This is a genomic window from Streptomyces sp. NRRL WC-3626, assembly GCF_000718785.1.
GTDB classification, from domain to species: Bacteria; Actinomycetota; Actinomycetes; order Streptomycetales; family Streptomycetaceae; genus Streptomyces; species Streptomyces edwardsiae.
Genome location: NZ_JOCA01000006.1, coordinates 483,122 through 506,682, shown reverse-complemented (window position 1 = coordinate 506,682; position 23,561 = coordinate 483,122). Strand labels below are relative to the sequence as shown.

Sequence of the window (23,561 nt, the reverse complement as noted above, 5' to 3'; positions counted from 1 at the left end):
TCACCCCGCCACCTTCACGGTCGTGGTCGCGCCCCACAGGGCGAGCGACAGGAAGAAGTCGGTGACGCTGATCAGCACGATCGCGTTGCGCACGGAGCGGCCGACGGCGACTCCGACGCCGGCGGGGCCGCCCGAGGCGCGGAAGCCGTAGTAGCAGTGGGCGAGGATCACCATCACGCTGAAGATCAGTACCTTCAGCACGGAGAGCAGGACGTCCGTCGGGGAGAGGAAGAGGTTGAAGTAGTGGTCGTACGTCCCCCGGGACTGCCCGTTGAACAGGACGGTCACATAGCGGGAGGCGACGTAGGAGGAGAGCAGCCCGATGGCGTAGAGCGGGATGATGGCGACGACCCCGGCGATGATGCGGGTGGTGACGAGGTAGGGCATGGAGCGGATGCCCATGCCCTCCAGCGCGTCGACCTCCTCGTTGATGCGCATGGCGCCGAGTTGGGCGGTGAAGCCGGCGCCGACGGTCGCGGAGAGGGCGAGTCCGGCGACGAGGGGGGCGATCTCGCGGGTGTTGAAGTAGGCGGAGACGAATCCGGTGAACGCGGCGGTGCCGATCTGGTCGAGGGCCGCGTAGCCCTGGAGTCCGACGACGGTCCCGGTGAAGAGCGTCATCGCGATCATCACGCCGATGGTGCCGCCGATGACGCCGAGCCCGCCGGAGCCGAAGGCGACCTCGGCGAGCAGGCGCTGCACCTCCTTGAGATAGCGGCGCAGGGTCCGCGGGATCCACAGCAGGGCCCGGACGTAGAAAAGGAGTTGGTCACCGGAGCGGTCGAGCCAGACGAGCGGGGAGGCCATCGGACCTCAGCCTCCCTTCGGCGGGACGATCTGGAGGTAGACGGCCGTCATCACCATGTTGACGAAGAAGAGCAGCAGGAACGTGATGACGACGGACTGGTTCACGGCGTCGCCGACGCCCTTGGGGCCGCCGCGCGGGTTGAGCCCCCGGTAGGCGGCGACGATCCCCGCGATGAACCCGAAGACCAGCGCCTTGAGTTCGCTGATGTACAGGTCGGGCAGCTGGGCGAGGGCGGAGAAGCTGGAGAGGTAGGCGCCGGGGGTGCCGCCCTGCATGATGACGTTGAAGAAGTAGCCGCCGAGGATGCCGACGACGGACACCAGCCCGTTGAGCAGCACCGCGACCCCCATGGCGGCCAGCACCCGGGGCACGACCAGGCGTTGCACGGGCGATACGCCCATGACCTCCATGGCGTCGAGTTCCTCGCGGATCTTGCGGGAGCCGAGGTCGGCGCAGATGGCCGAGCCGCCCGCGCCCGCGATCAGCAGGGCGACGATGAGCGGGCTGGCCTGCTGGACGACGGCGAGGACGCTGGCGCCCCCGGTGAACGACTGGGCGCCCAGCTGCTCGGTGAGGGAACCGACCTGGAGGGCGATCACGGCGCCGAAGGGGATCGACACGAGTGCGGCGGGCAGGATGGTCACGCTCGCCACGAACCAGAACTGCTCCACGAACTCCCGGAACTGGAAGGGTCTTCGGAAGACGGCACGGGTGACCTCGGCGGCGAGCGCGAAGAGCCGGCCGGTCTGCCGCAGGGCACCGGTGATCACGCGCCGCTCCCGGCGGGGGGCATCGTGAGGGTGGCCGCCCGCGCGTTCTTCGCGTAGGTGTCCCGGATGGCGGACCGCGCGGCCGGCGGCAACGAGTCGATCATTCCCATGACACGCTGACGCCGGCGGGTGACGGCCTGACGCGGCGGCAGGCCCGGCGACGGCTCCAGCTGCGGCACGATCACCCGCGGTGCGGCGGGGACGAGGGCGCCCGCCTCGGCGGCGAGGGTGGCCGCGTCCTTCTCCTCGGACATCCCGATGGGTCCCTCGCGCCGGCCGCCCAGGAACTGGGCCACGACCGGCTCGTCGCTGGTGAGCAGCACCTCGCGCGGGCCGAAGGTGACGAGTCGGCGCAGGAAGAGCATCCCCATGTTGTCGGGCACGGTGGCGGCGATGTCGAGGTTGTGGGTGACGATCAGCATCGTCGCGTCGAGCTGTGCGTTCAGGTCGATCAGCAGCTGGGAGATGTAGGCGGTACGGACCGGGTCGAGCCCGGAGTCCGGTTCGTCGCACAGGATGATCTGCGGGTCGAGGACGAGCGCGCGGGCCAGTCCGGCCCGCTTGCGCATACCGCCGCTGATCTCTCCCGGAAGCTTTCCCTCCGCGCCCAGCAGCCCGACGACCTCGATCCGCTCCATGACGATACGGCGGATCTCGGACTCCTTCTTGCGGGTGTGTTCCCGCAGCGGGAAGGCGATGTTGTCGAATAGCGACATCGACCCGAAGAGGGCGCCGTCCTGGAACATGAGACCGAACAATTTACGGGTCTCGTAGATATCCTTTTCGGGACTGTTCACCATGTCCACCCCGTTGATGAGGACACGGCCCTTCTCGGGTTTGAGCAGCCCTATGAGCGACTTCAGGAAAACGGTCTTCCCGGTACCGGACGGGCCCAGCATCACGCTGACCTCGCCGGCCGGAAGAGTGAGTGACACGTCCCGCCAGATGCTCTGCTTACCGAAAGACTTGGTCAGACCCTCGACCACTACTTCGATTCCCATATCACCTCCAGCGGACGTCGGTCGGCCAGGTGCCGCGGGCGCACGTTAAGTCGGTGCGGAGCGCACTGACAACGGGTGCGGCGGCGATCTCCGCCGGCCCCGCCGAACTTGTCACCGCGCACACAACCCACCGGCCCCGTACTTGTCTCCGGGGAGACAGGGCAGGGTCCCGCGGCTCCGGGGGGTGTGGACCCGTGAGACCCCGCCGACGGACGGCCGGACCCGATGGAGGGTGGGGCCGGAAAGCGCCCGTCATGGCTCCGGCCGACGGGGGCCACCGACCTGGAACCGAGCACCACACCGGCACGTTACGGCCGGGTAACCTCGGCGGGCAACACCGGAATCAAGGTTTTCCGGGATACCGACTCCAGCCATCCGGAACCTGTCACCGCGGACACAAAAAACCCTCCCGATGTTGTCACCGAGTGAGCGGACGACCCCCACCGCGGGCGACTTCCGGAGAAAGTGGCCGACTTCGCCGTACAGTTTCGGCCTTGGCAGCTCGTGACTAACGGGAACCGCGAATCACTCACGGCGGGAACAGCTTGTTCCCCTTTTCAAAGAATCATGGGCCGCCGCATTGTTCGGCTAAGTTTCCGGCGAGTAACGTCACGGCTCACCGCAGGCCAACCCTCAAGGAGCCCTAGTCATGAAGAAGAGCATGAGAAGGTCAGCGATCGTGGTGTGTGCGGCCGCGTCCGCGCTGGGTCTCGCCGCCGGCCCGTCCACCGCGGTGCCCTCCACCGTGTGGACCGTCACCCCCTCGCCGTCCTCGTTCGACGCCGTGAACGTGGGCAACATCGTGCTGACCGCCACCATCCCGATGACCTGCACGACCTCCACCGCGGACGGCGTGATGAACAGCGCCACCGGCAACCCCGGGGACGTCGCCGACATCGACACCATGAACTTCGGTGCCTCCGGCTCGCCGTGCACCAGTGTGCTGGGCAACGTCACCACCACCTCGGTCACCCCGTGGGACGTCATCGCCGTGGACTACAACGCGTCGACCGGTGTCACCAAGGGCCACGTCGGCAACGTCACGGCCAATGTGACGGCCGGCGCCTGCAAGTTCACCGTGTCCGGCAAGGCCTCGGCCACCTACACCAACTCCAGCGGCGTCCTCGCGGTCAACAGCACCGCGGGCGAGCTGACGGTCAGCAACCCCGTCAACTGCGGGGCGATCGTCACCGTCAACACCAAGCCCACCTTCAAGGGCAACTACGCCGTCACGGAGTCGGGCACCGGCGCCATCCCGACGATCGTCGGCTCCAACCCGTAGAGCCCGCCCCGTTCCGCCCGGCCGGTGACCCCGGCCGGGCGTTCGCGGGCTCCGTACCGCGTCCTCAGACATCAGCATCCCGTCCGAGCGGAGTCGCATGAAGGTCCACCGCACCGCCGCCCCCCGGCCGCCCCGGGTCCGTACGACGTCGATCGCCGCCTTCGTCGTCCTGGCCGCCCTGATCCCGACGACGGCCTCCGCCACGGGCCCTCAGGAGATCGAGGCCGAACTCCCCTACGTCTGCGCCCTCCCCTCGGGTCAGCAGCCGGCGACGGTACGGATCTCGGCGGACTTCCCCCAACGGGCGGACAAGGGGGAGGCGTTCACGCCGGACGGCGTCACCACCACGGTGGAACTGCCGGAGGCGGCGGTCGCGGATCTCGTCGCGCGCGACGCGGCGGAGGTACGGCCCGCGACCCGGCTCGCGGTCGGTGTCGCCCAGAACGAGGCGACGGCCACGGCGACCTGGCGCGGCAGCGCCGAACCGGCCGCCCTTCCCGCGTCCGGGCCGCTGACCCTGACCACGACGGGCGACGTCCCCTCGGTGGCCGGGCAGAGCGACGGCGACCTGACCTTCACCGCCGGCGCCCTCGCCCTCGACCTGGCGCTCGGCGCGGCGGACCCGGCCGCCACCGGCCCCGGCTCACTGACCGTCGACTGCGTCCTCGCCGAAGACGCGCCAAAGGAGGGCCTGCTGGCCACCGTACCGGTCGGCGCGCAGACCCCCGGGGCGAGCGCCTCGCCCTCGCCGTCCGGGCCGGCAGGGACCCCGAGCGCACCGGCGGACGAAGCACCGGAGCGCCAGGGCGACCGCTCGCCGAAGCTGGTGGAGCCCGCCCCCGGCACCGCCCCCGACCGCGACGACGTACCGCCGTGCCGCTACGACGAGCAGCACCCGCCCACGGACGTGTCGCTCAACGCCTATGTCACCGGCTACGCCAACGTGAAGAAGCTGAAGGGCGCCGCGTATCTGCCGCCGTCCTGCGTCCTGATCGAGCAGGGGCTGCCCGAGATGGGTCCCCCCGACCCCGAGTACCTGATCTTCGACACCCTGTCGTGGGCGAACTTCCACTATCAGGAGCGGAAGCAGACACCGCCGTTCAAGGCGACCTTCCTGTCCTTCGACTTCGCCCCGGTGACGGCCACCATGGTGCTGGAGCAGACGGACGTCATACGGATCGACTCCCGTATGAAGATGAGCATGATCGACTTCACCACGGTCACGGACACCTATGTCCGGGCCCCGGTGGTCCTGCACGTGCTGGACCTCGAGGTCAACGGGACACCCCTGGACGTCGGTCCCGAGTGCCGGACCGAGACGTCCCTCGTGTCCGAGGACCCGGACCCCCAGACCTTCCCGGGCGACCACCTCGTCCTGTACGGCCGGGGCGAGCAGATCCTCGGCGAGCCGGCCACCGGCTATCTGCTCCTCAGCGGCGGTGTGCTGTCCGGCAAGGCGACCATCCCGGCCTTCACCGGCTGCGGCAACGGCGTCGAGGACCTGGACCGCCTGCTCACCGCCTCCGTCTCCGGTCCCGACAACTACATCAAGCAGGTCCAGGGCCAGACGTGCGCGATCGCCGCCCCCGTCTTCCCGAGCCCCACCAACGAAGGCCAGTGCACCGAGGACCTCCAGCCCTACGAGATCCCGGCCGCCGAACGCTGATCCCTCTCCCCCTTCACGGAAGGCCACCACCATGCGCCCGAACCGTACCCGCACCCGGCTCGCCACCGTCTCCGCGCTGACCGCGCTCGGCGCCTTCGCCTCCCTGGGCACGGCGACCGCCGCCGGCCCGGCGCTGAACGGCGAGTGGGCCCCCTTCACCCGCTGTCCCGTGGACGCCCCGGCGATGCTGGCCGCCGATGGCTTCGAGCGGACCCCGCAGTGTGTGGTCTCCACCTCGGCGAGCGGCTCCATCAAGCTGGGCGACACCGTCGTGACGACCGGGAAGACCAATCTGCAGATCGGTGTCGTGCAGAACGCGGACGGCACCAGCACGGTGGTCGCCCCGGCCTCCGGCGCGCTGGTCGCCGAGCCCGCCACCGTGCCCGGCGGACTGCTCGGCCTGATGTGCCCGAGCGACATCCTCGTCATCACGGGCCTGTGCGAGTCGCTGGAGAACTCCAGCCTCAACAAGATCACCGCGACCATGGAGTCCGTCGGCGCGCCCTACGCCTTCGACCAGACCGCGGGCGTCCTCACGGACACGCCCATCGTCGCCCTGCCGGTCCGCATCCACCTGGAGAACCCGCTCCTCGGCAGCAAGTGCTACATCGGCACGGCCGCCAAGCCGATCGTGCTGCGCCCCGAGAACCGTGACTTCCCGGCGTTCGGCATGAGCTTCTTCGACGGCGACGGCACCGTCGACCCGGCCGGCGAGATGAGCAGGATCGACCTCACCGGCGCCCCCCAGAACGACAGCACCTTCGCGGTCCCGGCCGCCAGTGGCTGCGGCCTGAACATCGGCCTGATCAACGCCGCCGTCAACGCGAAGACCGGACTGCCCTCCGCCGCCGGGAACAACAGTCTGACCCTGGAGAACACCCAAACCAGCCTCACCGGCCTCAACGCCCCCGGAACCGCCGCCCCCGACGCCGGCAAGGTCCTCTCGGAGAACTGGCACTCCGCGAACCGCTGACCACCCCGGCACCGGCACCGTGCGGCCGCCCCGGCAGCCGGCTCTCACAACCATGACGCGATTCCTCCACAAGTGATGTACAACACAACAAAGTTGATTTACCGTCAGGTTGCCAAGCCGGTGAACCCCGGCGGACCGGTCCGGGTTCCGCCCCGACAAGGGCGGGGCCCGGCCGGCCCGCCCCACCGGACATGTCGGAGAGCAAGGGATCACTCATGCCCTCAAGCGCGCGTCCCCCGGTGCTCGGTGAACCGCTCGACCCGCTTCCCAGGCAGTTCGCGGCCTTCATGCGCCCGCAGCTTCCCGGGCTGCTGAACGAGATACGGACCGAGGTCACCCGCACCTACCCGGTGTACGGCAGGCTGCTCAACGGCCCCGACGGGGACGCGATCCGGCAGGGCGTCGAGCAGGCGCTGACCGCCTTCGTGGACCGGGTGGCCGACCCCGCCAGCAGCTCGGAGCTGCGGGACGAACTGCTGCGCAGATTCGGCCGGGTGGAGGCCTACGAGGGCCGGGACCTGGAGGTCCTCCAGGGCGCCTACCGGCTCGGTGCCCGTATCGCCCTGCGCCGGGCCAGGACGGTGGGCCGCCAGCACAGCCTCTCCCCCGCCCTGATCCTCGCCTTCGCCGACGCCCTCTTCGCCTATGTCGAGGAACTCGAGTCGGTCACCCGCGAGGGATACGCGGAGGTACGGGAGCGCGCCGCCTCCGAGGAGTCCGCGTTACGCAGACAGTTACTGCACTCCCTGCTCTCCTCCTCGCCGCCGCCCCGCACGACCGTCTCCGAGCTCTGCAAGACCGCCGCCTGGGAGCTGCCCCGCTCCTGCTTCCTCGTCGCCCTGCGGCCTCCGGCGTCCGAGCACATCCTGGCGGGACTCGACCGGGACGTCCTCGCCGACCTGGACATTCCGCAGCCGCATCTGCTCGTCCCCGGGGACCTCACCCCGCAGCGCCTCGACATGCTCCGTACGGCCCTGACCGGCACGCGTGCCGCGATCGGTCTGACCGTGCCGCTCAACCAGGCGGCCGACTCCGTCCGCTGGGCCCGCCGGGTGCTTCAGCTCGCCGACGACGACGTCATCGCCGACGCCCCGCTGATCCGCTGCGAGGACCATCTGACGACGCTGTGGCTGCTCTCCGACAACGCCCTCGTCGACCGGGTCGCGGCACGTGAACTGGCCGCGCTCGACGAACTCCCGGCCCGCCGGCGCGACCGGCTCGTCGAGACCCTGCGGGTGCACGTCTCCACCCGGGCGCCGGCCGAACAGGTCGGCGAGATCCTGGGCGTGCACGCCCAGACCGTCCGCTACCGGCTGCGGATGCTGGACACCTATCTGGGCGACCGGCTCGCCGACCCCGAGCACCGGTTCGCCATCGAGGTGGCGCTGCGCTCCCTCCACCTGCGGGGCCACGACAGCCCCGAGTGACCCCGCAGGAGTGGAGTGAGACCTCGGATCACGGGTCTCAGGCCGGGTTCAGCCGCCACTGCTGGCAGGCGTTCCCCAGCCATGACCACTGGCGTACGTCGGCGCCGTCGGCGGTGGAGCAGTCGGCGACGTCGGCGACCTTTCCGGTGGCCTGGTTGACGATCCGGACGTGACCGCCGTCCGTCGCGATGAAGCGGAAGCGCTGGCAGGTGTTGTTGAGCCACGACCACTGGCGCAGATCGGCGCCGTCGGCGGACGAACAGTTCTCGGTGTCGAGCACCTTGCCTGAGGCCACGTTGACCAGCCGGTGGGTGTCGTCGCCGAGGTCTTCGAGCCGCCACCGCTGATTGGCCCCGCCGTTGCAGGCGTACTGCCGCACAGCGGCGCCGTCCGCGGTGGAACTTCCGGCCAGGTCCAGGCACTTGCCGCTGTTGCGGTTGGTGACGGTGTAGGTGGTGGAGACGGCGGACGGCTCGCCCGAGGGTCCGCTCTGGCTCGCCCCGAGCCGTACGGGCGTACCGAGGTTCGGTGAACCGTCCGCGTTCCACGTGAACTTCTGCGCCCGTGCCGTACGCCCGTTGTCGCAGCCCTCGGACGCGGAGTCGTTGGCGTGGTAGACGATCCAGCTCTCCTTGCCGTCCGGCGAGGTGAAGAAGCCGTTGTGGCCGGGACCGTAGACCCCGTTGCCGTCGCTGCGCTGGAAGACGGGTGCGGACTTCTTGGTCCAGGAGGAGGCCGCGGCCGGGTTGGACCCGGTGAGGGTGAGCTGTCCGAGCTTGTAGTCGGGGGTCCAGCAGCCGCTCGCCGAGTAGACGAGGAAGGTGCGGCCGTCGCGTTGCAGGATCTCCGGGCCCTCGTTGACGGTGCCGCCCTGCCGTTCCCAGTCGTAGGTGGGCGTGGAGACGGTGGAGAAGGACGAACTCACCGTGTACGGGTTCGACATGCGCGCGGCGACGATGTTCTGTGTGCCGCCGTTCACGCTGCCGAAGAGATACAGCTGCCCGTTGATCGTCGCGACCGTCGGGTCCAGCATCCAGGCGCTGTTGAGCTGCCCCTTGTAGCTGTACGGCCCCATCGGGTCGGAGCCGGCGCTCTCCAGGACGTGGCTGCGCTGGGTGGGGTTGTAGTCGGCGATGTTCTGCCCGGCCACGTAGTACAGGTACCAGCGCCCGCCCAGGTAGTGCAGCTCCGGTGCCCAGATGTTGCAGCACCGGGAGGCCGCGTCGCCCTTCCACACCTGCACGCTGGGGGCGGTGGCGAGGCCGCCGAGGGTGGGCGACTTGCGGACGGTGATGACGTCGGTCCAGGACGTGCTGATCAGGTAGTAGTTCCCGTCGTGGTGGACGATCCAGGGGTCGGCGCCCTTCTGGGCCTTGACGGGGTTGGCGAAGGAGGCCGCCTGCGCGGAGGACTGCCCGAGCGAGAGGGCGAGCAGCAGCGCGGCCAGCAGGGTCAGTAGGCGACGGGCCATCCGCTGCTCCAGTTCAGGAGGTTGATGCCGAGCTTGGGGGTGCCGTTGTCGTTGCCGTCGTAGTAGTGGTAGACGATCAGGTCCCCGTCGACGTCGTTCATGATCGACTGGCCGCCGGGGCCGATGACGCTGCCGTGCGATTCGAGGACGGGCGTGCCGCCGTTGTTCGTCATCGCGACGCCGTTCCTGTCGCGGTAGGGCCCGGTGACGCCGGTGGCGCGGCCGACCTTGACCTTGTAGGTGGAGCTCGTGCCGGCGCAGCAGGTGTCGTACGAGGCGAAGAGGTAGTAGTAGCCGTTGCGCTTGACGACGAACGGCGCCTCGACGGCCTTCGTCCCGGTGGGGCGGGAGGCGAGCGGGTAGCGGGTGGTGTTGGAGGAGAGCTGCTTCCCGGTGGAGGGGTTGATCTGGATCATCTTGATCCCGGTCCACCAGCTGCCGAAGGACAGCCACCACTTGCCGTCGTCGTCGACGAAGAGGTTGGGGTCGATGGCGTTGTAGTCGCTGGAGGAGCTCGAGGTGTAGACGGTGCCGTAGTCGGTCCAGCTGCCCGGCGCTCCGGTGGTCGAGCCCGCCAGGCCGATGGCGGAGGTGTTGGAGCCGAACTTCGAGACGGAGTAGTACATGAGGTACTTGCCGCCGTGGTACGAGATGTCCGGCGCCCAGGCCTCCGGCACGGAGGAGTAGGTCCGCCACCAGCCCGGGCGGGACGAGAACGCGTCGGCGCCGGCGTTGAAGGCGACGCGGTCGGTGGAGGTCTTGCTGGAGATGCCGCCGCCGGTCGCGTAGAGCAGGTACTGCCCGGAGGAGGTCCGGATCATCGACGGGTCGTGGGTGACGACGGACCCGGTGACCCGGCCCGGGTTGGGGTACGCCGAGGCGGTGGTCGGCATCAGGGCGAGCAGCGCGGCCGTGGGGAGCGCGAGCAGCGCGGTGCGCTTTCGGAGGATGCGGCGCATACGGGGTTCTCCTTGCGGTGGGGGTGACGGTTCCGTTCGGTATCCCGAACGGCGATCGCAAGTTCGAACGGACCGTAGAATCGAACCGGTTGCGCGTCAATGACCCGTGCGGGCCGGCACCCGCCGGCCGGCCGGAGACCCACGGGGCGGACGGACCCGCCGGCCCGCCCGCCCCGCGTGCCGCTCAGTCGGCTGTCACTCCTCCGGGCACTCCTGCCAGGCGAGGTGGTACACCGTGCTGATGTCGCCGTCCGTGGAGTCCATCGTCATGAAACTGACGTCGTCCGGGGACGTGGAGCCGGCGCTCACGCGCAGTTCCGTGTTGATGTTGAAGTTGCGCTGGACTCCACAGGGCGCGTAGACCAGTTGGGCCCAGTCGGTCTCGTCCGTGGCCTGCCAGTTGTCGTCGTACGGGCCCGTGAACGGATGGCTGCGGTACTCGGTGTTCGGGGAGCCCTGGAAGTAGTACGACGCTCTCTGTGTGCCCTTCGCGCCGGACTGGAGCGAGGCGAAGCCGCGGTAGTCGGCGCTGGCGATGGCGTAGGTGAAGCCCGCGGGGACGTGCACGAGCAGGCTGAGCTGGCAGTTCTTGCGGAAGTCCGTGGGATTGGAGTTCCCGCCGGCCTGGGCGAGGTAGTTGCTGTACGTCACGGTGAACGCGGTGTTGTCCGCGGAGACGGCGACCGCGGCGGTGCCCTGGGGGCAACCGGAACCGTTCACCGTGGCGACCTTGATGACGATCTTGTCCGGCGGCGGGTCCTCGAAACCGGTCGCCGGGTTGTGCGCGGGTAACGCGGCGGCGAGGAGCGCGGCCGCCGCCGCACTCAGGAACAGTGCACCAGCCATGGTTCTCCGTCCTTCGGTGGGGGGTTGGTTGAAACGTCATGCACATGCCAACAATGCGGGCGTGTGCGCTCCCGGCCGTGTGAAGGAGGCATGGAGGCGAGGTGAAGGCCGGGAGCGTTCCGCATCGTAGGGAGCGGCGCGACCGGCGCACAGGGTGAACTCCGGCCATTCACTCCCGCCATGCACCGCCGGGACACAAGCGGACGTACCGGGACCGCCGTGTGAACGCGAGGGTTCCGGTTCATGGACAATGGCCCACCGGCACCACGGCAGGAGGCGCTCCCTTGGAGCTCAGCAGGCGTACCTTCACCACCCTGGCCGGCACGGCGGCGCTCGGTCTCGCGCTGGCCGGCAGCGGCGGGGCGGCGACCGGCCCGCGCGGACCGCGCAGCGTGCCGACCGGCCCGCCGCCCCCTCCGCCACGGGCGGACGGAAGGCGGCACCGGATCGGCTTCGACGGGCACTCGCTGCTGGTCGACGGCCGCCGGCTGGTGCTGTGGTCCGCCGGAATGGACCCCTTCCGGCTGCCCAGCCCGTCCCTGTGGCGGGACGTCCTGCAGAAGCTGCGGGCCCACGGGCACAACGCGGTGAGCGTGTCGGTGCCGTGGAACCACCACTCCCCCGAGCCCGGCCGGTACGACTTCACCGGCGTACGGGATCTGCGGCTGTTCCTCGACACGGCCGCCGAGGAGCGGCTGTACGTCATCCTGAGCCCCGGTCCGTACCTGGGCCCCGATGTGGACGCCGGGGGCCTCCCCGGATGGCTGACGGCCGTCGACGGGACCGCGCGGACCGACGATCCGGAGTATCTGCGGCATGCCGAGGAATGGCTGACCGCCGTCAACACCATCGCCGTCCGGCATCTGTTCACCGCGGGCGGCGGCACCGTACTGCTCTACCGGCTCGAGGACGGCATCCCCGACGGCGACCCGGCCGGGCAGGCCTATCTGGCCCGCCTGTACGCCAAGGCGCGCGCCGACCGCATCGACGTACCGCTGTTCCACGGGGACGGGCGCTTCGGCCTCGCCGAGGACGGCACGCGGACGCCGGGTTTCGACTCCGACGCCGGGTACGAGCGGCCGGGCCACCTGACCGCCCTCGCCGGGGGGATCACCGCGCAGAACGTCCGTACGGTCTTCGGCGGCACGTCGTGGGGGTGGCTGCCGGGAACCGGCGCCCCCGCGTCGTACGGCCTCGGTGCCCCCGTCGACGAGGGCCGCCGGCCCACGGCGGACATGGCCCCGCTCCAGCAGTTCGGGCATCTGGTGCGGACCGTGCCCGACCTCGCCCGGCTGGACCCGGCGGGCGGGATCCGGGCGGCGGACGGCCGGCTGACGGTCCGCCACCTCACCAACCCGGACACCGGCGCCCAGGTGTACGTGGTGCGCAACGACTCCTCCGACGAGGTGCGCTCGATGCTGCCGGACAGCGGCATCGAGGTGCCGGTCACGGTGGCACCGCACGACGCCAAACTGCTCGTCTCCGGGTTGGAACTGGGCCGGCGCACGCTGGCGTACACCACCGCGCAGCCGATGCTGAGCATGGCCGCCGGGCGGCTGGACGTCGCCGTGTTCGTCGGCCGGAGCGGCGAGCAGGCACAGCTGGCGCTGGACTGCGACGTCCAGCCGGAGGTCCTGCGCGCGGACACCGAACCCGCGTGGTCCTACGACCGGGGCAGGCTGAACCTCGTCGCACCGCTCGGCGTGGGCGGGCTGAGCAGGGTCCTGGTCAAGGGCGGGGACTCCGACGTCCCCCTGGTGCTGCTGTTCGCCGACGACGCGACCGCGCTGCGCCTGTGGCCGTACGAGACCCCGTCCGGCTCCCTGCTGGTCTACGGTCCGGCGATGCTGCGCTCGGCCACCCTGCACGGTTCCACCGTCCACCTCGTCGGCGACGTCGTGGCCGAGACCGGTGTGGAGGTGTGGGGGCCGCGCGGGATCACCTCCGTCACCTGGAACGGGGAGCCGGTGCGCACCTATCTCGGCCGGTCCGGCAGCCTGGTGATGGAGGGGATGATGCCGGACGCGCCCACCGTGACCCTGCCCGCGCTGGACGGCTGGCGGCGGCGGGGCGGCAGCCCGGAGTCCGAGCCGGACTTCGACGACTCGGAGTGGACGGTGGCCGACCGCACCTCGTCGCACGGCACCACGCCCGTGCCCGAGGGCTCCCCCGTGCTCTTCGCGGACGACTACGGCTTCCACTACGGCGACGTCTGGTACCGGGGGCGGCTCACGGACACCCGCGATGTCACGTCCGTGTCCCTGTCCTACGGCGCCGGTACGCACGGGCTGCTGATGGCCTGGCTGGACGGGCGCCCGCTGGGCTCACACCGTATGCCGGCGCCGGAGAAGGGCGAGGGCACCCGGACGGCGACGGCCGTCTTCGAGGTGCCCGGGAAGCGGCGCGGGCGGGGCGGGCATGTGCTGTCCGTGCTCGTACGGCCGATGGGGCACGACGGGGACGCGCGGGCGAAGGACCCCCACAAGGCCGCGCGGGGCCTTGTGGCCGTGAGGTTCGGGGGCCGCTCCCGGAGCGTCGAGTGGCGGATCCAGGGCGCCACCGCACCGGACCGGGTGCGCGGACCGCTCAACAACGGCGGCCTGCACGGCGAACGGAACGGCTGGCATCTGCCCGGCTTCGACGACCGCGGCTGGCGGGCCGTGGAGTTCCCCCGACGGGAGCGGCGGCAGGGGGTGGCCTGGTACCGGACGGAGTTCCGGCTGGACGTACCCGCCGACGTGGACGCGTCGATCGGGCTCACCCTCGACGACGAACCGGAGCGCGCCTACCGGGCCCAGATCTTCCTCAACGGCTGGAACCTGGGCCAGTACCTCAACGATGTGGGCCCGCAGCACACCTTCGTCCTGCCGAACGGGATTCTGCGCACACGGGGCGCCAACACACTGGCCCTGGCGGTACTGGCCGACGGCACCACCCTCTCGGGCCCGCGCGAGGTGCGCCTGACGCTGCTCGGCGCCGCGCGGGGCGGAGTTCCGGTGAAGGCGGTGGACTCACCGGGGAGGGGGTGAGCCCACCGCCGGCCGGCTACGCCAGCCGGATCACGTTCCACGACAGCGGCTCCAGTACGGCGCCGAGCCGTCCGTTCTCCAGCGTGGTGCCGTCGACCGGGTGCGGGGTGACCCGCTCGGGCTCGGCGAGGGTGTTGCGGGCGTCGGGGTCGTCGTCCGCGAGGGCACTGTGCTCGACGACCTCCGTCAGCCGCAGACCGCTCAGCGCGACCTCCAGCGGCAGGGCCCGCGTACGCGAGCGGTTGACGGCGAACACCGTGACCGTGCCGTCCTCGGCGCGTACGGCGGTGGCGTGCAGCAGGTCGGCCGCACCGTACTTCCTCGTCTCGTACGTCGGTGAGTCCACCCGGACGTCGAGCACCTCGCCCCGGCCGTACCGCGAGGCCTGGGAGAAGGGGAAGAACGTCGTCTGCCGCCAGGCCGGGCCGCCCGGTTCCGTCATGATCGGGGCGATCACGTTGACGAGCTGGGCGAGGCAGGCGACGGTGACCCGGTCCGCGTGCCGGAGCAGCGCGATGAGCAGCGAGCCGAAGACGACGGCGTCGGTGACGCTGTAGTTGTCCTCCAGCAGACGCGGGGCCTCGGGCCAGTCCAGGGCGCTGACCTGGGCCTGTGTCCGGGACAGATACCAGACGTTCCACTCGTCGAAGGAGAGGTCGATCCTCTTCTTCGACTTGAGGCGGGCACCGACGTGGTCGCAGGTGGCGACCACGTTCTCGATGAAGGACTCCATGTCGACGGCGGAGGCGAGGAAGGAGTCGACGTCACCGTCGAGCGGCTCGTAGTAGGCGTGCAGGGAGATGTGGTCGACCAGGTCGTACGTCTCCTCGAGGACCGTCGCCTCCCACGCGGCGAACGTCTCCATGGACTGGCCGGAGGAGCCGCAGGCGACGAGTTCGACGTCCGGGTCGATCTGGCGCATGGCGCGGGCCGTCTCGGCGGCGACACGGCCGTACTCCTCGGCGGTCTTGTGACCGGTCTGCCAGGGGCCGTCCATCTCGTTGCCGAGACACCACAGGCGGATGCCGAACGGGTCCTTGTCGCCGTGCTCGACGCGCAGGTCCGAAAGGGCCGTGCCGGAGGGGTGGTTGGCGTACTCCTGGAGCTCCAGGGCCTCCGCGACGCCCCGGGTGCCGAGGTTGAGGGCCATCATGGGCTCGGCCTGGGGGCCGACCTTCCGCAGGAACGCGATGTACTCGGAGAGGCCGAAGCGGTTGGTCTCCGTGGAGCGCCAGGCGAGGTCGAGGCGGCGGGGGCGGGCGTCCACGGGGCCTACGGAGTCCTCCCACTTGTAGCCCGAGACGAAGTTGCCGCCGGGGTAGCGGATGGTGGTGACGCCCAGCTCCCTGACCAGGTCGAGGACGTCCTGGCGGAGGCCCGCCTCGTCCGCGGTGGGGTGGTCCGGTTCGAAGATGCCGGTGTACACGCAGCGGCCGAGGTGTTCCACGAACGATCCGAAGAGGCGGGGGTTCACTTCACCGATGGTGAACGCGGGGTCCAGGGTGAAACGGGCGGTTCGCATGTGCGCCTTCCGAAGAGGGGGTTTCCGTGCGGTCACGGCTGCGGGCCGTGGGGGGCGGGCCGGCCCGGCTCACTGGCCGGCCAGGCCCGTGTGGGCCACGCCCGCCACGATCTGGCGTTGGAAGAAGACGAAGACGATGATCAGCGGGAGGCCCGCCATCAGGCCGCCGGCCATGAGCTGGGCCCATTGGATGCCGTAGGAGTTCATGACGGTCGCGATGCCGTTCGGCATGGTCATCAGGTCGGGGTTGTTGGTGACCATGTAGGGCCACAGGAAGTTGTTCCAGGAGCTGATGAAGGTGAAGATGCCGACCGCCGCGAGGGAGGGGCGGGACAGCGGCACGATGATGGTGAGGAAGACGCGCCAGCGGCCGGCGCCGTCGATGAAGGCGGCCTCCTCCAGTTCGCGCGGGACGCCCTGGAAGAACTTGTAGAGGATGTACACCATCGCGGCGGGCGCGCACTGCGGCAGGATCATGCCCCAGTAGGTGTCGACCATGCCCATCTGCTGCACGGTGGTGAACAGGGGAACGCCGAGCACGGCCGGGGAGACCATGAGGCCGGCCATGACGACCCCCAACAGGACGTGCTTGCCGCGGAACTCCGTCCGGGCGAAGCCGTATCCCGCGAGGGCGCTGGTCACCAGCACGATCGCGGTCACACAGACGGACACCACCAGGGAGTTCACGAACCAGTTGGTGATGTTGCCGGTCTCGAAGATGGCCGTCCAGGCCTGCCCGGTCCACTCCTTCGGCAGCCAGTGCGTCGGTACCTCGACGGCCTCGGTCTCCGACTTGAGGGAGGTGAACAGGGCCCAGGCGAGCGGGGCGAGGAACACCACGGAGACGGCGGCGCCGAGGAGGGTGAGCACGATCTGGCTGGGTGTCCAGGCGCGGCGCGGCGGCCCGCTCCGTGTGCGCTGCTGTGCGGCGGTGGTCATCGGCCGCCCTCCTCACGGTTGCGCAGCAGCCACATCCGGGCGAGGGCGACGGCCGCGATGAGCACGAAGAAGATGATGGAGATGGCGGAGGCGTAGCCCACGCGGTAGCTGGTGAAGCCCTGTTCGAGGGTGTACTGCACGAAGGTGCGGGTCGAGCCCTCCGGGCCGGGGAGGAAGTCCTGCATGACGACGGCCTGGTCGAAGACCTGGAGCGAGGCGAGGATCTGCAGGGCGATCACCAGGCCGGTGATGTTGCGCAGCATCGGCAGGGTGATGTGGGCCATGCGGTGCCAGGCGTTCGCGCCGTCGAGCTTGGCGGCCTCGTAGAGGTGGGCGGGGATGCCCTGGAGGGCGGCGAGGTAAAGCAAAAAGCTGAAGCCGACCGTCCACCACAGGGTGGCGATGACGATGGCGAGCATCGCGTACGACTTGTCGGTCAGCCAGGGTGTGTCGATTCCGAGGACGTGATTGACCATGCCGGTGCCGGGGTTGAACAGCCACTGCCAGAGGTTGGCGGCGACGGTGGACGGCAGCAGGAACGGCATGAAGAAGCAGAGCCGCCACAGCCACTTCCCGCGCTCGATGTGATGGGCGAGCATCGCGAGGAGGAACGCGAGGACGGTGATGCAGGGGACGACGAGGAGCGTGAACCAGGCGCTGTGGCCCAGGGATTCCCATACCAGGGGGTCGTCCAGGGCCTCGCGGTAGTTGTCGAGGCCGATGAAGCTCGCGCCGTCGCCGGAGATGTTGGCGTCGGTGAAGCTGAGGTAGAGGCCGCGCAGCAGCGGCCAGACGATGAAGAGCGCGAACAGGGCGAGGAACGGGGCGACGAACCAGCCGCCGTGCTGGAAGCCCTGTCCGCGGCGCGGGACCGCGCTGTCGGCGGCGGCGCGGACGCGGGCCGGGCGGAGGACGGTCTCCGCGCTGGTCGTCGTCATGCGACGGCACCTCCCTGCGCGGCGGTGCGGCCGTCCATGGGGTTCTTCGAGGCGAGGAGCCGGCCGAGTTCGCTCTTCATCCGGCGGGCGACGGCGTCGGGCCCGGCGGAGCCGGTGGTGGAGGAGACCACGACGGGTCCGATGCGCTGGGCGAGGATGCCGGTGGAGCCGGCGAACCACACCTTGGGCTCGGTGGCCTGGTGGTCCATGGCGGAGACGTACTCGCTCTGCGGCCGCATCCTCCGGTACGCGTCCGTGGACAGGGTGGGTGTGTAGGCGGGGATGTGTCCGCCGGCGGCCCACTGCCGGGCGTGCCGGACGATGTACGCGGCGAGTCGATGGGCGCCCTCGTTGGCGGCGCCGCCGCGGCCCGACTGGTGCGGGAGCACGAAGGCGTGCGACTCGGCGTGGGTGGCCGGCCTGCCGAAGACGGGCGGCAGGGGTGTGGCCCCGTACTCGATCTTCGCGGCGTCGAAGACCGGCACCGACCAGTTGCCCTCCCAGACGAACGGTGCGCCGTTGACGAACTGTTCGGCGCCCGCGCCGCCGCCGAAGTTCGGGTCGGCGTACCCGTCGGTGATGTGCCGGCGCAGGAACTCCAGTACCTGGGTGGCCTTCTCGGTGTCGAAGGTGACCTCGGTGCGGGTGTCGTCGAACCAGGTGCCGCCGAGCTGGGTGTAGAAGGCGACGAAGAACCACCACTGGAAGTTCTGGTCGTTGTGCCACAGGCCGATGGTCTGCAGGCCCTTGCCGGTGGCCTTCTTGGCCTCCTTCAGCACGTCGAACCACTCGTCGGTGGACGTCACGGGCACCATCCGGCCGTCGTCGTCGAGCAGTCGGGCCTTCTTCAGCACGTCCTTGCGGTAGAAGCAGAGCTGGACGTGGATGTCGAGCGGGAGGGCGTAGAGCCTGCCGTCGACGACGGCGCGTTTCCACAGCTCGGGGTTGAAGTCGGCTTCCTTCACGCCGTATCCGGCGAGCAGTTCGACGTCCCACGGGTCGAGGAGGCGGCCCGGTGAGAAGCCGGTGACGCGGCCCAGGTGCATGACACCGAGCTCGGGGGCGCGGTTGCCCGCGGCCGCCATGGCGAGCTTGGTGTAGAAGGGGCTGCCCCACTGGAGGGTGGAGTCCTTCACATCGATGCCGGGGTTGTCCTTCCGGAAGGAGTCCAGCATCGCGATCATGTTGTAGCCGTCGCCGCCGCTGAAGAGGTTCCAGTAGCGCACCCGGGTGTCCGCGCCGGAGGCGAGCGCGTCGGCCCCGGTTCCGAGCGCCGCGAAGCCGAAGCTTCCGGCGACGGTCAACCCGCCCAGTGCGGCGAGAAGTTGCCTGCGATCCAGGCCAGGTCGTCCCATGCCCTGCCCCATCTGTCGTTCGATATATCGAATAACGCCCGTAACTTCGAACGGAAGGTAAGGGTGATGAGCGGACGCGTCAATGGTTCGCACAAGAACTCACAGCGGGACCTCCCCGTCCGGTGCCGGTCGGGGGGAGGGACCGCCGTCACCGAGTGAATGTGTCGCACAGGGAACTGGCCGGGACGGCCCCGGACTTGGCATATTGCACTGGTGACCGGGCAACACCCAGGGGAACAGGGAGACAGCGGTGCGGACCAGGAAGGAGATGCGTCGTCTCGCTGACGCCCTCATCGACCCCATCCGGGTGGCGGTGCCGGCCGAACCCGAGGTGCTGTTCGAGGCGCTCGTCGCCTCCGTCGGCGCATGGCGCGGACGGGACGTACGGGTCCACCGGGCGGCGTTCCCGCCGCACACCGCGAGCGGGCTGTGGCTGGAGCGCGAGAGCCATGACGACGTGGTGGTCGACGAACGGGCCGCCGTATGGCACCAGATCGTGATCCTCTGCCACGAGGTGTGGCACATGAACCGCCGCGCCGCGGACGCCGGCGCCGGACGGCCGGGACCGGTCGCCGCCCGCACCGACTTCAGCCTGCTGGAGGAACAGGAGGCCGACCGCTTCGCCATGCTGATGGGCCGCCGGCTGCGCACCTGGCTGGAGGCCTCCACCGACTCCGTGTACGCCGCGGAGGGCGGCGACCCCGGCCATCCGCGGGACCTCGCCGGACGGATCGGGGCCGCCCTCAACTACCGCGGGACGAAAGGGTGAGCGGTCTGCTCAACTACGTCAGCTGCGGGGCGCTGTGGCTCGGACTGCTGGTCAGGGCGCCCGATCTGCTGCGGCACCGGCGCGACCCGTATCTGCGGTCGCTCTGCGCGGTGCTGGGCCTCGCGGGGCTGTGCTTCTTCCTGGGGGCGCCGCCCACGGTCGGCGCCGTCAACGACGTCAGCGGGGTGCCGAACCTCGCGGCGCCCGTCACCTACGCGGCGATCACCGGATACTGCGCGGCGTCCCAGGTCCTGGTCGTGCACTGGCGCGGCGGACCCCGGGTGCGGCGCACCGCCCGCCGCTGGATGCTCGCCTACGCCGTCGTCGTCCTCGGCATCGCGGTGATGTTCGTCCTCGGCGAGGCGCCCGTGGAGCGCCGTACCGACCTGGACACCTACTACGCGACGACCCCGTTCATCGCCCAGATGATCGTGCTGTACCTGCTGGCGCACCTCACCGCCGTGACCGTCACCTCCGTCATGGCGCTGCACTGGGCACGCCGGGTGCGGGGCGGGCTGCGGGCGGGGCTGATCCTGCTCGGCGCCGGGTCGCTGTGCGGGGGCGGGTACAGCGTGGCCAAGCTGGCCGCGGTGGGCGCGCGCTGGACCGGACGGGACTGGTCGGGGCTCGGCACCACCGTCTCCCCGGCCGCCGCCGGACTGGGCGCCCTGCTGACGGTCGTCGGGGTGCTGGTACCGCTGGCGGCGCCCCGGATCGCCGAGTGGCGGCGGGCGCGGCGGACGTACGCCCGTCTCGAACCGCTGGAGCGGACGCTGGACGACCTCCTCACCCGCCGGGCGCTGCGGCTGCCCCGGCCCAGGGTCGCCTCCGCCACGACCCGGCTGATGTGGCGGCAGACCAGCGTCCACAACGCGCTGAGCCACCTCGAGCCGTACGTCGACCGGGATCTGTACGACCGCACCCGTGCCGAAGTGCGGGAGGCGACGGGGGACCCGGAGCTGGCGGAGGCGGCCGCCTGGGCGGCGGTGATCCGCGGGGCGGTGCGCGACGAGGCGGACCCGGCCCGGATGCCGGCGCGCGGCGACGGCGGCCGTCTCCCGGACCGGGTGCCGGACCCGGCCGCCCTGGTCCGGATCGCCGACGCGCTGGCCGCCCCGGCACCGGCGGCCGCCTCGGTCACGACCACGGCGCGGACCGCGTGAACCGGGCCCCGGACGAGAGGACCCGGCCGCTGTGAGTCTCGTCGTCTACCTGGCCGCCTTCGTGTTCGGCATGACGTCCGTGCTGCTGTTCCGCCGCCCGCGCAGGGCCACCCTCGCGGACCCGCTGACGCTGTCCACCTGCGCGGCGATCATCCTGGGCGCCCTCGTGCTCGTATGCGCCGCCCCGGCCACCCTGGCCACCGTCAACTCCCTCACCGGTGTCCCCAACTTCGGGGCCCCGCTCACCTACGGAATGCTCTGCGCGTACAGCTGCGCGGTGCTGGTGCTGCTGATCAACTGGCGGGGCGGGTCCCGGGAGCGGGTGCGGCGCATGGTGCTGCGCAGTGTCGCCGCCTACGGGCTGCTGGTGGCCGTCATCGTCGTCCTGTTCCTGCTCGCCGACGCGGACACCGAACGGCTCACCGACCTCGACACCTACTACGCCAACACCCCGTTCATGCGGGAGATGATCCTGCTCTACCTGGTCGGGCACAGCGCGGCGATGCTGGTGATGTGCGCCGTCTGCGTCAAGTGGGGGCGCGAGGTCCGGGGTCTGCTGCGGGTCGGGCTGCGGCTGATCCTCGTGGGGGCACTCCTCGACGTGGTGGGGTTCCAGCTCACCAAGTACACGGCGGTCGTGGCCCGTTGGTACGGTCACGATCTGGACTTCCTGTCCACCACGGTGGCCCCGCCGATGGCGTCACTGGCCGCGCTGCTCTGCTCGGCGGGGTTCGCGCTGCCGAGGCTGCTGCCGGCCGCCCGCGCGCAGTGGCGGGGGTTCGGCGACTACCGGCGGCTGGGCCCGCTGTGGTATCTGGTGCGGCCGGCGTCGACCGCGCCCCGGCCGGGGGCGTCCTGGTGGCAGCTGCCGCAGGCGCGGCTCCAGTGGCGCGAGGTGTCCATCCACGACGGGCTGCTCGCGCTGGCACCGTACTTCGACCGCCGGGTCCGTGAGCGGGCCCGGGACACGGCCCTGCGCGCGGGCCGCTCCCCGCACGAGGCGCGGCTCGCCGCGGAGGCGGCCATGCTGGCCGACGCGGCGCGCCGGGCCGCCGCCCGCGAGGAACCGCCCGACACCGACGGCGGCTACCGGCTGCACGCCACCGAGGTCTCCGGCACCAGCGGGCTGGTGGAGCTGGCGCGGGCCCTGCACGGCGCACCGTCCTCCCTGACCCGAACCGTGACCGAACCCGAGGAGCCCCATGTCGCGTAGAGCTGTCGTCATCGGTGCCGGTCTGGCGGGTCTGCTGGCCGCGGCGGTGCTGTCCCGCGCGGGAGTGGACGAGGTGATCGTCCTGGACCGCGACGAACTGCCGGACGGCCCCGAGCACCGCAAGGGACTTCCGCAGGGGCGGCACGCGCATCTGCTGATGGCGGGCGGCATGGACGCCATGGAGGAACTGCTGCCGGGCGCCGGACTGCGGGCCCGGCTGCTGGCCGCCGGGGCGCACGAGATCCCGCTCACCTCGGGCATGCTGGCGCTCACGTCCGAGGGCTGGCTGCGGCGGTGGCGGCGCGAGGGCCCGGCGATGTTCACCTGCAGCCGGGCGCTGCTGGACTGGGTGGTGCGTACGGCCGTACGGGAACAGGTGCCGCTGGAGATCCGCAGGGCGACGGTGGTGGGCCTGACGGGCACGGCGGCGCGGGTGCGCGGGGTACGCGTGGCGACGCCCGGCGGCGACACGGACCTCGACGCGGACCTGGTCGTCGACGCCAGCGGCCGCGGAACGCGGGTCACCGGCTGGCTGAACGGTCTCGGACTGACCGGCGTCCAGGAGCAGGCGGTCGACTCGGGCCTGGTCAACGCGTCACGCCTGTACCGGGTCCCGCCCGGTGCCGAACGGTTCCCCCTGACGATCGTGCAGGCCAACCCGTACCTGTCCCGCCCGGCCCGCAGCGCGATGGTCATGCCGATCGAGGGCGGCCGCTGGCTGGTCAGCTGCGGCGGGTCCCGCGGCGGCGAACCCCCGGCGGACCCGGACGGCTTCCTGCGCTACACCCTCGGCCTCCCGGACCCGATCGTCGGCCGCCTGATCTCCGGCGCCGAACCCCTCTCCGACGTCCATCTGAGCCGCTCGACCAGCAACGTACGCCGCCGTCTGGAACGCCTGCCGCACTGGCCGGAGGGCTTCACCGTCCTCGGCGACGCGCTCGCCACGTTCAACCCGGCGTACGGCCACGGGATGTCGGTGGCGGCGTTCGGAGCGCGGGCCCTCAGCCGGGAACTGGCGCGGGGCGGCCCGGGCGCGCCGGGACTGGGCCGCCGGGTGGTCCGGTCCGCCGCGCGGGCGGCGGACCCGGCGTGGACCCTGGCGGTGAGCCAGGACGCCCGCTACCCGGGCACCCGGGGCGCCGCCCCGCCGCCCCTCGCCGACCGCGCGCTGACGGCCTACACCCGTCGGCTGACCCGCGTGGCGACGGGGTCGTACGCGGCGGCGTCGGTGATCTGGTCGATCAGCAGTCTGCGCGCGTCGCCGGCCCGCGTGTTCCACCCGACGGCGCTGGTGGCGGCCGCGGCGGGCTCCCCCCTCCCCCCGTCGGCCGACCCCCCGCTGACGGAGGGCGAACGCGAGGTCCTGCGGCGCCTGGACCGCACGGGGGTGTGAACCGGCAGTTCCCTCCGGAGGGGCCATGTGTCAGCCC

19 protein-coding genes are annotated in these 23,561 nt (G+C 71.0%); 9 read left to right on the top strand and 10 right to left on the bottom strand.

Going from position 1 to position 23,561, the window contains the following annotated elements; translation table 11 throughout:
• The 3 genes from IF28_RS0112840 to IF28_RS0112830 are packed head-to-tail and all read right to left on the bottom strand — an operon-like array spanning position 1 to position 2,579.
• The gene (locus tag IF28_RS0112840; RefSeq protein ID WP_030218224.1) at positions 1-807 is read right to left on the bottom strand and encodes an MlaE family ABC transporter permease; all 807 of its coding nucleotides are present in this window, start codon (positions 805-807) and stop codon (positions 1-3) included.
• A 6-nt stretch (positions 808-813) separates the two neighbouring features.
• The gene (locus IF28_RS0112835) at positions 814-1,578 is read right to left on the bottom strand and encodes an MlaE family ABC transporter permease (protein ID WP_030218221.1); all 765 of its coding nucleotides are present in this window, start codon (positions 1,576-1,578) and stop codon (positions 814-816) included.
• Positions 1,575-2,579, bottom strand: a complete 1,005-nt coding sequence (locus tag IF28_RS0112830; RefSeq protein WP_030218212.1) for an ABC transporter ATP-binding protein — start codon at positions 2,577-2,579, stop codon at positions 1,575-1,577. Before IF28_RS0112830 ends, IF28_RS0112835 begins: the two co-directional genes overlap by 4 nt.
• A gap of 649 nt (positions 2,580-3,228) precedes the next feature.
• On the opposite strand from IF28_RS0112830, the gene IF28_RS0112825 reads away from it, so the two are divergent.
• From IF28_RS0112825 to IF28_RS0112810, 4 genes are all read left to right on the top strand, one after another.
• Entirely contained in the window at positions 3,229-3,861 is a 633-nt protein-coding gene (locus IF28_RS0112825) for a hypothetical protein (RefSeq protein WP_030218210.1), read from the top strand.
• A gap of 97 nt (positions 3,862-3,958) precedes the next feature.
• On the top strand, positions 3,959-5,527 hold the full coding sequence (locus IF28_RS0112820) for a DUF6801 domain-containing protein (protein WP_030218206.1): 1,569 nt from the start codon (positions 3,959-3,961) through the stop codon (positions 5,525-5,527).
• A gap of 31 nt (positions 5,528-5,558) precedes the next feature.
• Positions 5,559-6,500: a hypothetical protein gene (locus tag IF28_RS0112815; protein WP_030218204.1), complete on the top strand. Its 942-nt coding sequence runs from the start codon at positions 5,559-5,561 to the stop codon at positions 6,498-6,500.
• Positions 6,501-6,715: 215 nt separating this feature from the next.
• Positions 6,716-7,927 (top strand): helix-turn-helix domain-containing protein, encoded by a 1,212-nt coding sequence (locus tag IF28_RS0112810; protein WP_030218202.1) that lies wholly within the window; start codon positions 6,716-6,718, stop codon positions 7,925-7,927.
• 37 nt (positions 7,928-7,964) lie between these two features.
• On the opposite strand, the gene IF28_RS0112805 is transcribed toward IF28_RS0112810, so the two are convergent.
• The 3 genes from IF28_RS0112805 to IF28_RS0112795 all read right to left on the bottom strand — a co-directional run bounded on the left by IF28_RS0112805 (position 7,965) and on the right by IF28_RS0112795 (position 11,203).
• Positions 7,965-9,398 carry a family 43 glycosylhydrolase gene (locus tag IF28_RS0112805; RefSeq protein WP_030218199.1) on the bottom strand — a complete coding sequence of 478 codons (1,434 nt, stop codon included), beginning with the start codon at positions 9,396-9,398 and terminating at the stop codon, positions 7,965-7,967.
• A complete protein-coding gene (locus IF28_RS0112800) occupies positions 9,380-10,357 on the bottom strand; it encodes an arabinan endo-1,5-alpha-L-arabinosidase (protein WP_030218196.1) in 978 nt (325 codons plus the stop codon). The genes IF28_RS0112805 and IF28_RS0112800 overlap by 19 nt, the downstream gene beginning before the upstream one ends.
• Before the next feature lie 195 nt (positions 10,358-10,552).
• The gene (locus tag IF28_RS0112795) at positions 10,553-11,203 is read right to left on the bottom strand and encodes a DUF4360 domain-containing protein (protein WP_030218185.1); all 651 of its coding nucleotides are present in this window, start codon (positions 11,201-11,203) and stop codon (positions 10,553-10,555) included.
• Between the two features lie 284 nt (positions 11,204-11,487).
• Here IF28_RS0112795 and IF28_RS0112790 point away from each other — a divergent pair, with 284 nt between their 5' ends.
• On the top strand, positions 11,488-14,232 hold the full coding sequence (locus IF28_RS0112790) for a glycoside hydrolase family 35 protein (protein ID WP_030218184.1): 2,745 nt from the start codon (positions 11,488-11,490) through the stop codon (positions 14,230-14,232).
• 16 nt (positions 14,233-14,248) lie between these two features.
• Here IF28_RS0112790 and IF28_RS0112785 read toward each other — a convergent pair whose 3' ends face one another.
• The 4 genes from IF28_RS0112785 to IF28_RS0112770 all read right to left on the bottom strand — a co-directional run bounded on the left by IF28_RS0112785 (position 14,249) and on the right by IF28_RS0112770 (position 18,986).
• On the bottom strand, positions 14,249-15,754 hold the full coding sequence (locus tag IF28_RS0112785; protein WP_030218183.1) for an alpha-N-arabinofuranosidase: 1,506 nt from the start codon (positions 15,752-15,754) through the stop codon (positions 14,249-14,251).
• A 69-nt stretch (positions 15,755-15,823) separates the two neighbouring features.
• Entirely contained in the window at positions 15,824-16,693 is an 870-nt protein-coding gene (locus IF28_RS0112780) for a carbohydrate ABC transporter permease (protein ID WP_030218182.1), read from the bottom strand.
• Complete coding sequence (locus IF28_RS0112775; protein ID WP_030218181.1) at positions 16,690-17,631, bottom strand: carbohydrate ABC transporter permease; 942 nt, start codon at positions 17,629-17,631, stop codon at positions 16,690-16,692. Before IF28_RS0112775 ends, IF28_RS0112780 begins: the two co-directional genes overlap by 4 nt.
• Positions 17,628-18,986 (bottom strand): extracellular solute-binding protein, encoded by a 1,359-nt coding sequence (locus IF28_RS0112770; protein ID WP_030218179.1) that lies wholly within the window; start codon positions 18,984-18,986, stop codon positions 17,628-17,630. The genes IF28_RS0112775 and IF28_RS0112770 overlap by 4 nt, the downstream gene beginning before the upstream one ends.
• Before the next feature lie 268 nt (positions 18,987-19,254).
• Between IF28_RS0112770 and IF28_RS0112765 the strand changes: the two genes are divergently transcribed.
• From IF28_RS0112765 to IF28_RS0112750, 4 genes are read left to right on the top strand one after another with little or no spacing between them, the layout of a single operon-like run.
• Positions 19,255-19,755 carry a toxin gene (locus tag IF28_RS0112765; protein ID WP_234325121.1) on the top strand — a complete coding sequence of 167 codons (501 nt, stop codon included), beginning with the start codon at positions 19,255-19,257 and terminating at the stop codon, positions 19,753-19,755.
• The gene (locus tag IF28_RS0112760) at positions 19,752-20,918 is read left to right on the top strand and encodes an MAB_1171c family putative transporter (protein ID WP_030218173.1); all 1,167 of its coding nucleotides are present in this window, start codon (positions 19,752-19,754) and stop codon (positions 20,916-20,918) included. Before IF28_RS0112765 ends, IF28_RS0112760 begins: the two co-directional genes overlap by 4 nt.
• Positions 20,919-20,949: 31 nt before the next feature.
• Positions 20,950-22,131, top strand: a complete 1,182-nt coding sequence (locus IF28_RS0112755) for an MAB_1171c family putative transporter (protein ID WP_030218170.1) — start codon at positions 20,950-20,952, stop codon at positions 22,129-22,131.
• The gene (locus IF28_RS0112750; RefSeq protein WP_030218168.1) at positions 22,121-23,524 is read left to right on the top strand and encodes an FAD-dependent oxidoreductase; all 1,404 of its coding nucleotides are present in this window, start codon (positions 22,121-22,123) and stop codon (positions 23,522-23,524) included. The genes IF28_RS0112755 and IF28_RS0112750 overlap by 11 nt, the downstream gene beginning before the upstream one ends.
• Positions 23,525-23,561 lie beyond the last annotated feature (37 nt).

Excerpts from the sequence above, each read along its gene's own strand:
- IF28_RS0112840 (WP_030218224.1), bottom strand. The coding sequence starts at position 807 with ATGGCCTCCCCGCTCGTCTGGCTCGACCGCTCCGGTGACCAACTCCTT.
- IF28_RS0112830 (WP_030218212.1), bottom strand. The coding sequence starts at position 2,579 with ATGGGAATCGAAGTAGTGGTCGAGGGTCTGACCAAGTCTTTCGGTAAG.
- IF28_RS0112765 (WP_234325121.1), top strand. The coding sequence starts at position 19,255 with ATGCGTCGTCTCGCTGACGCCCTCATCGACCCCATCCGGGTGGCGGTG.
- IF28_RS0112785 (WP_030218183.1), bottom strand. The coding sequence starts at position 15,754 with ATGCGAACCGCCCGTTTCACCCTGGACCCCGCGTTCACCATCGGTGAA.
- IF28_RS0112805 (WP_030218199.1), bottom strand. The coding sequence starts at position 9,398 with ATGGCCCGTCGCCTACTGACCCTGCTGGCCGCGCTGCTGCTCGCCCTC.
- IF28_RS0112795 (WP_030218185.1), bottom strand. The coding sequence starts at position 11,203 with ATGGCTGGTGCACTGTTCCTGAGTGCGGCGGCGGCCGCGCTCCTCGCC.
- IF28_RS0112820 (WP_030218206.1), top strand. The coding sequence starts at position 3,959 with ATGAAGGTCCACCGCACCGCCGCCCCCCGGCCGCCCCGGGTCCGTACG.
- IF28_RS0112800 (WP_030218196.1), bottom strand. The coding sequence starts at position 10,357 with ATGCGCCGCATCCTCCGAAAGCGCACCGCGCTGCTCGCGCTCCCCACG.
- IF28_RS0112810 (WP_030218202.1), top strand. The coding sequence starts at position 6,716 with ATGCCCTCAAGCGCGCGTCCCCCGGTGCTCGGTGAACCGCTCGACCCG.
- IF28_RS0112775 (WP_030218181.1), bottom strand. The coding sequence starts at position 17,631 with ATGACGACGACCAGCGCGGAGACCGTCCTCCGCCCGGCCCGCGTCCGC.
- IF28_RS0112825 (WP_030218210.1), top strand. The coding sequence starts at position 3,229 with ATGAAGAAGAGCATGAGAAGGTCAGCGATCGTGGTGTGTGCGGCCGCG.
- IF28_RS0112780 (WP_030218182.1), bottom strand. The coding sequence starts at position 16,693 with ATGACCACCGCCGCACAGCAGCGCACACGGAGCGGGCCGCCGCGCCGC.
- IF28_RS0112770 (WP_030218179.1), bottom strand. The coding sequence starts at position 18,986 with ATGGGACGACCTGGCCTGGATCGCAGGCAACTTCTCGCCGCACTGGGC.
- IF28_RS0112815 (WP_030218204.1), top strand. The coding sequence starts at position 5,559 with ATGCGCCCGAACCGTACCCGCACCCGGCTCGCCACCGTCTCCGCGCTG.
- IF28_RS0112750 (WP_030218168.1), top strand. The coding sequence starts at position 22,121 with ATGTCGCGTAGAGCTGTCGTCATCGGTGCCGGTCTGGCGGGTCTGCTG.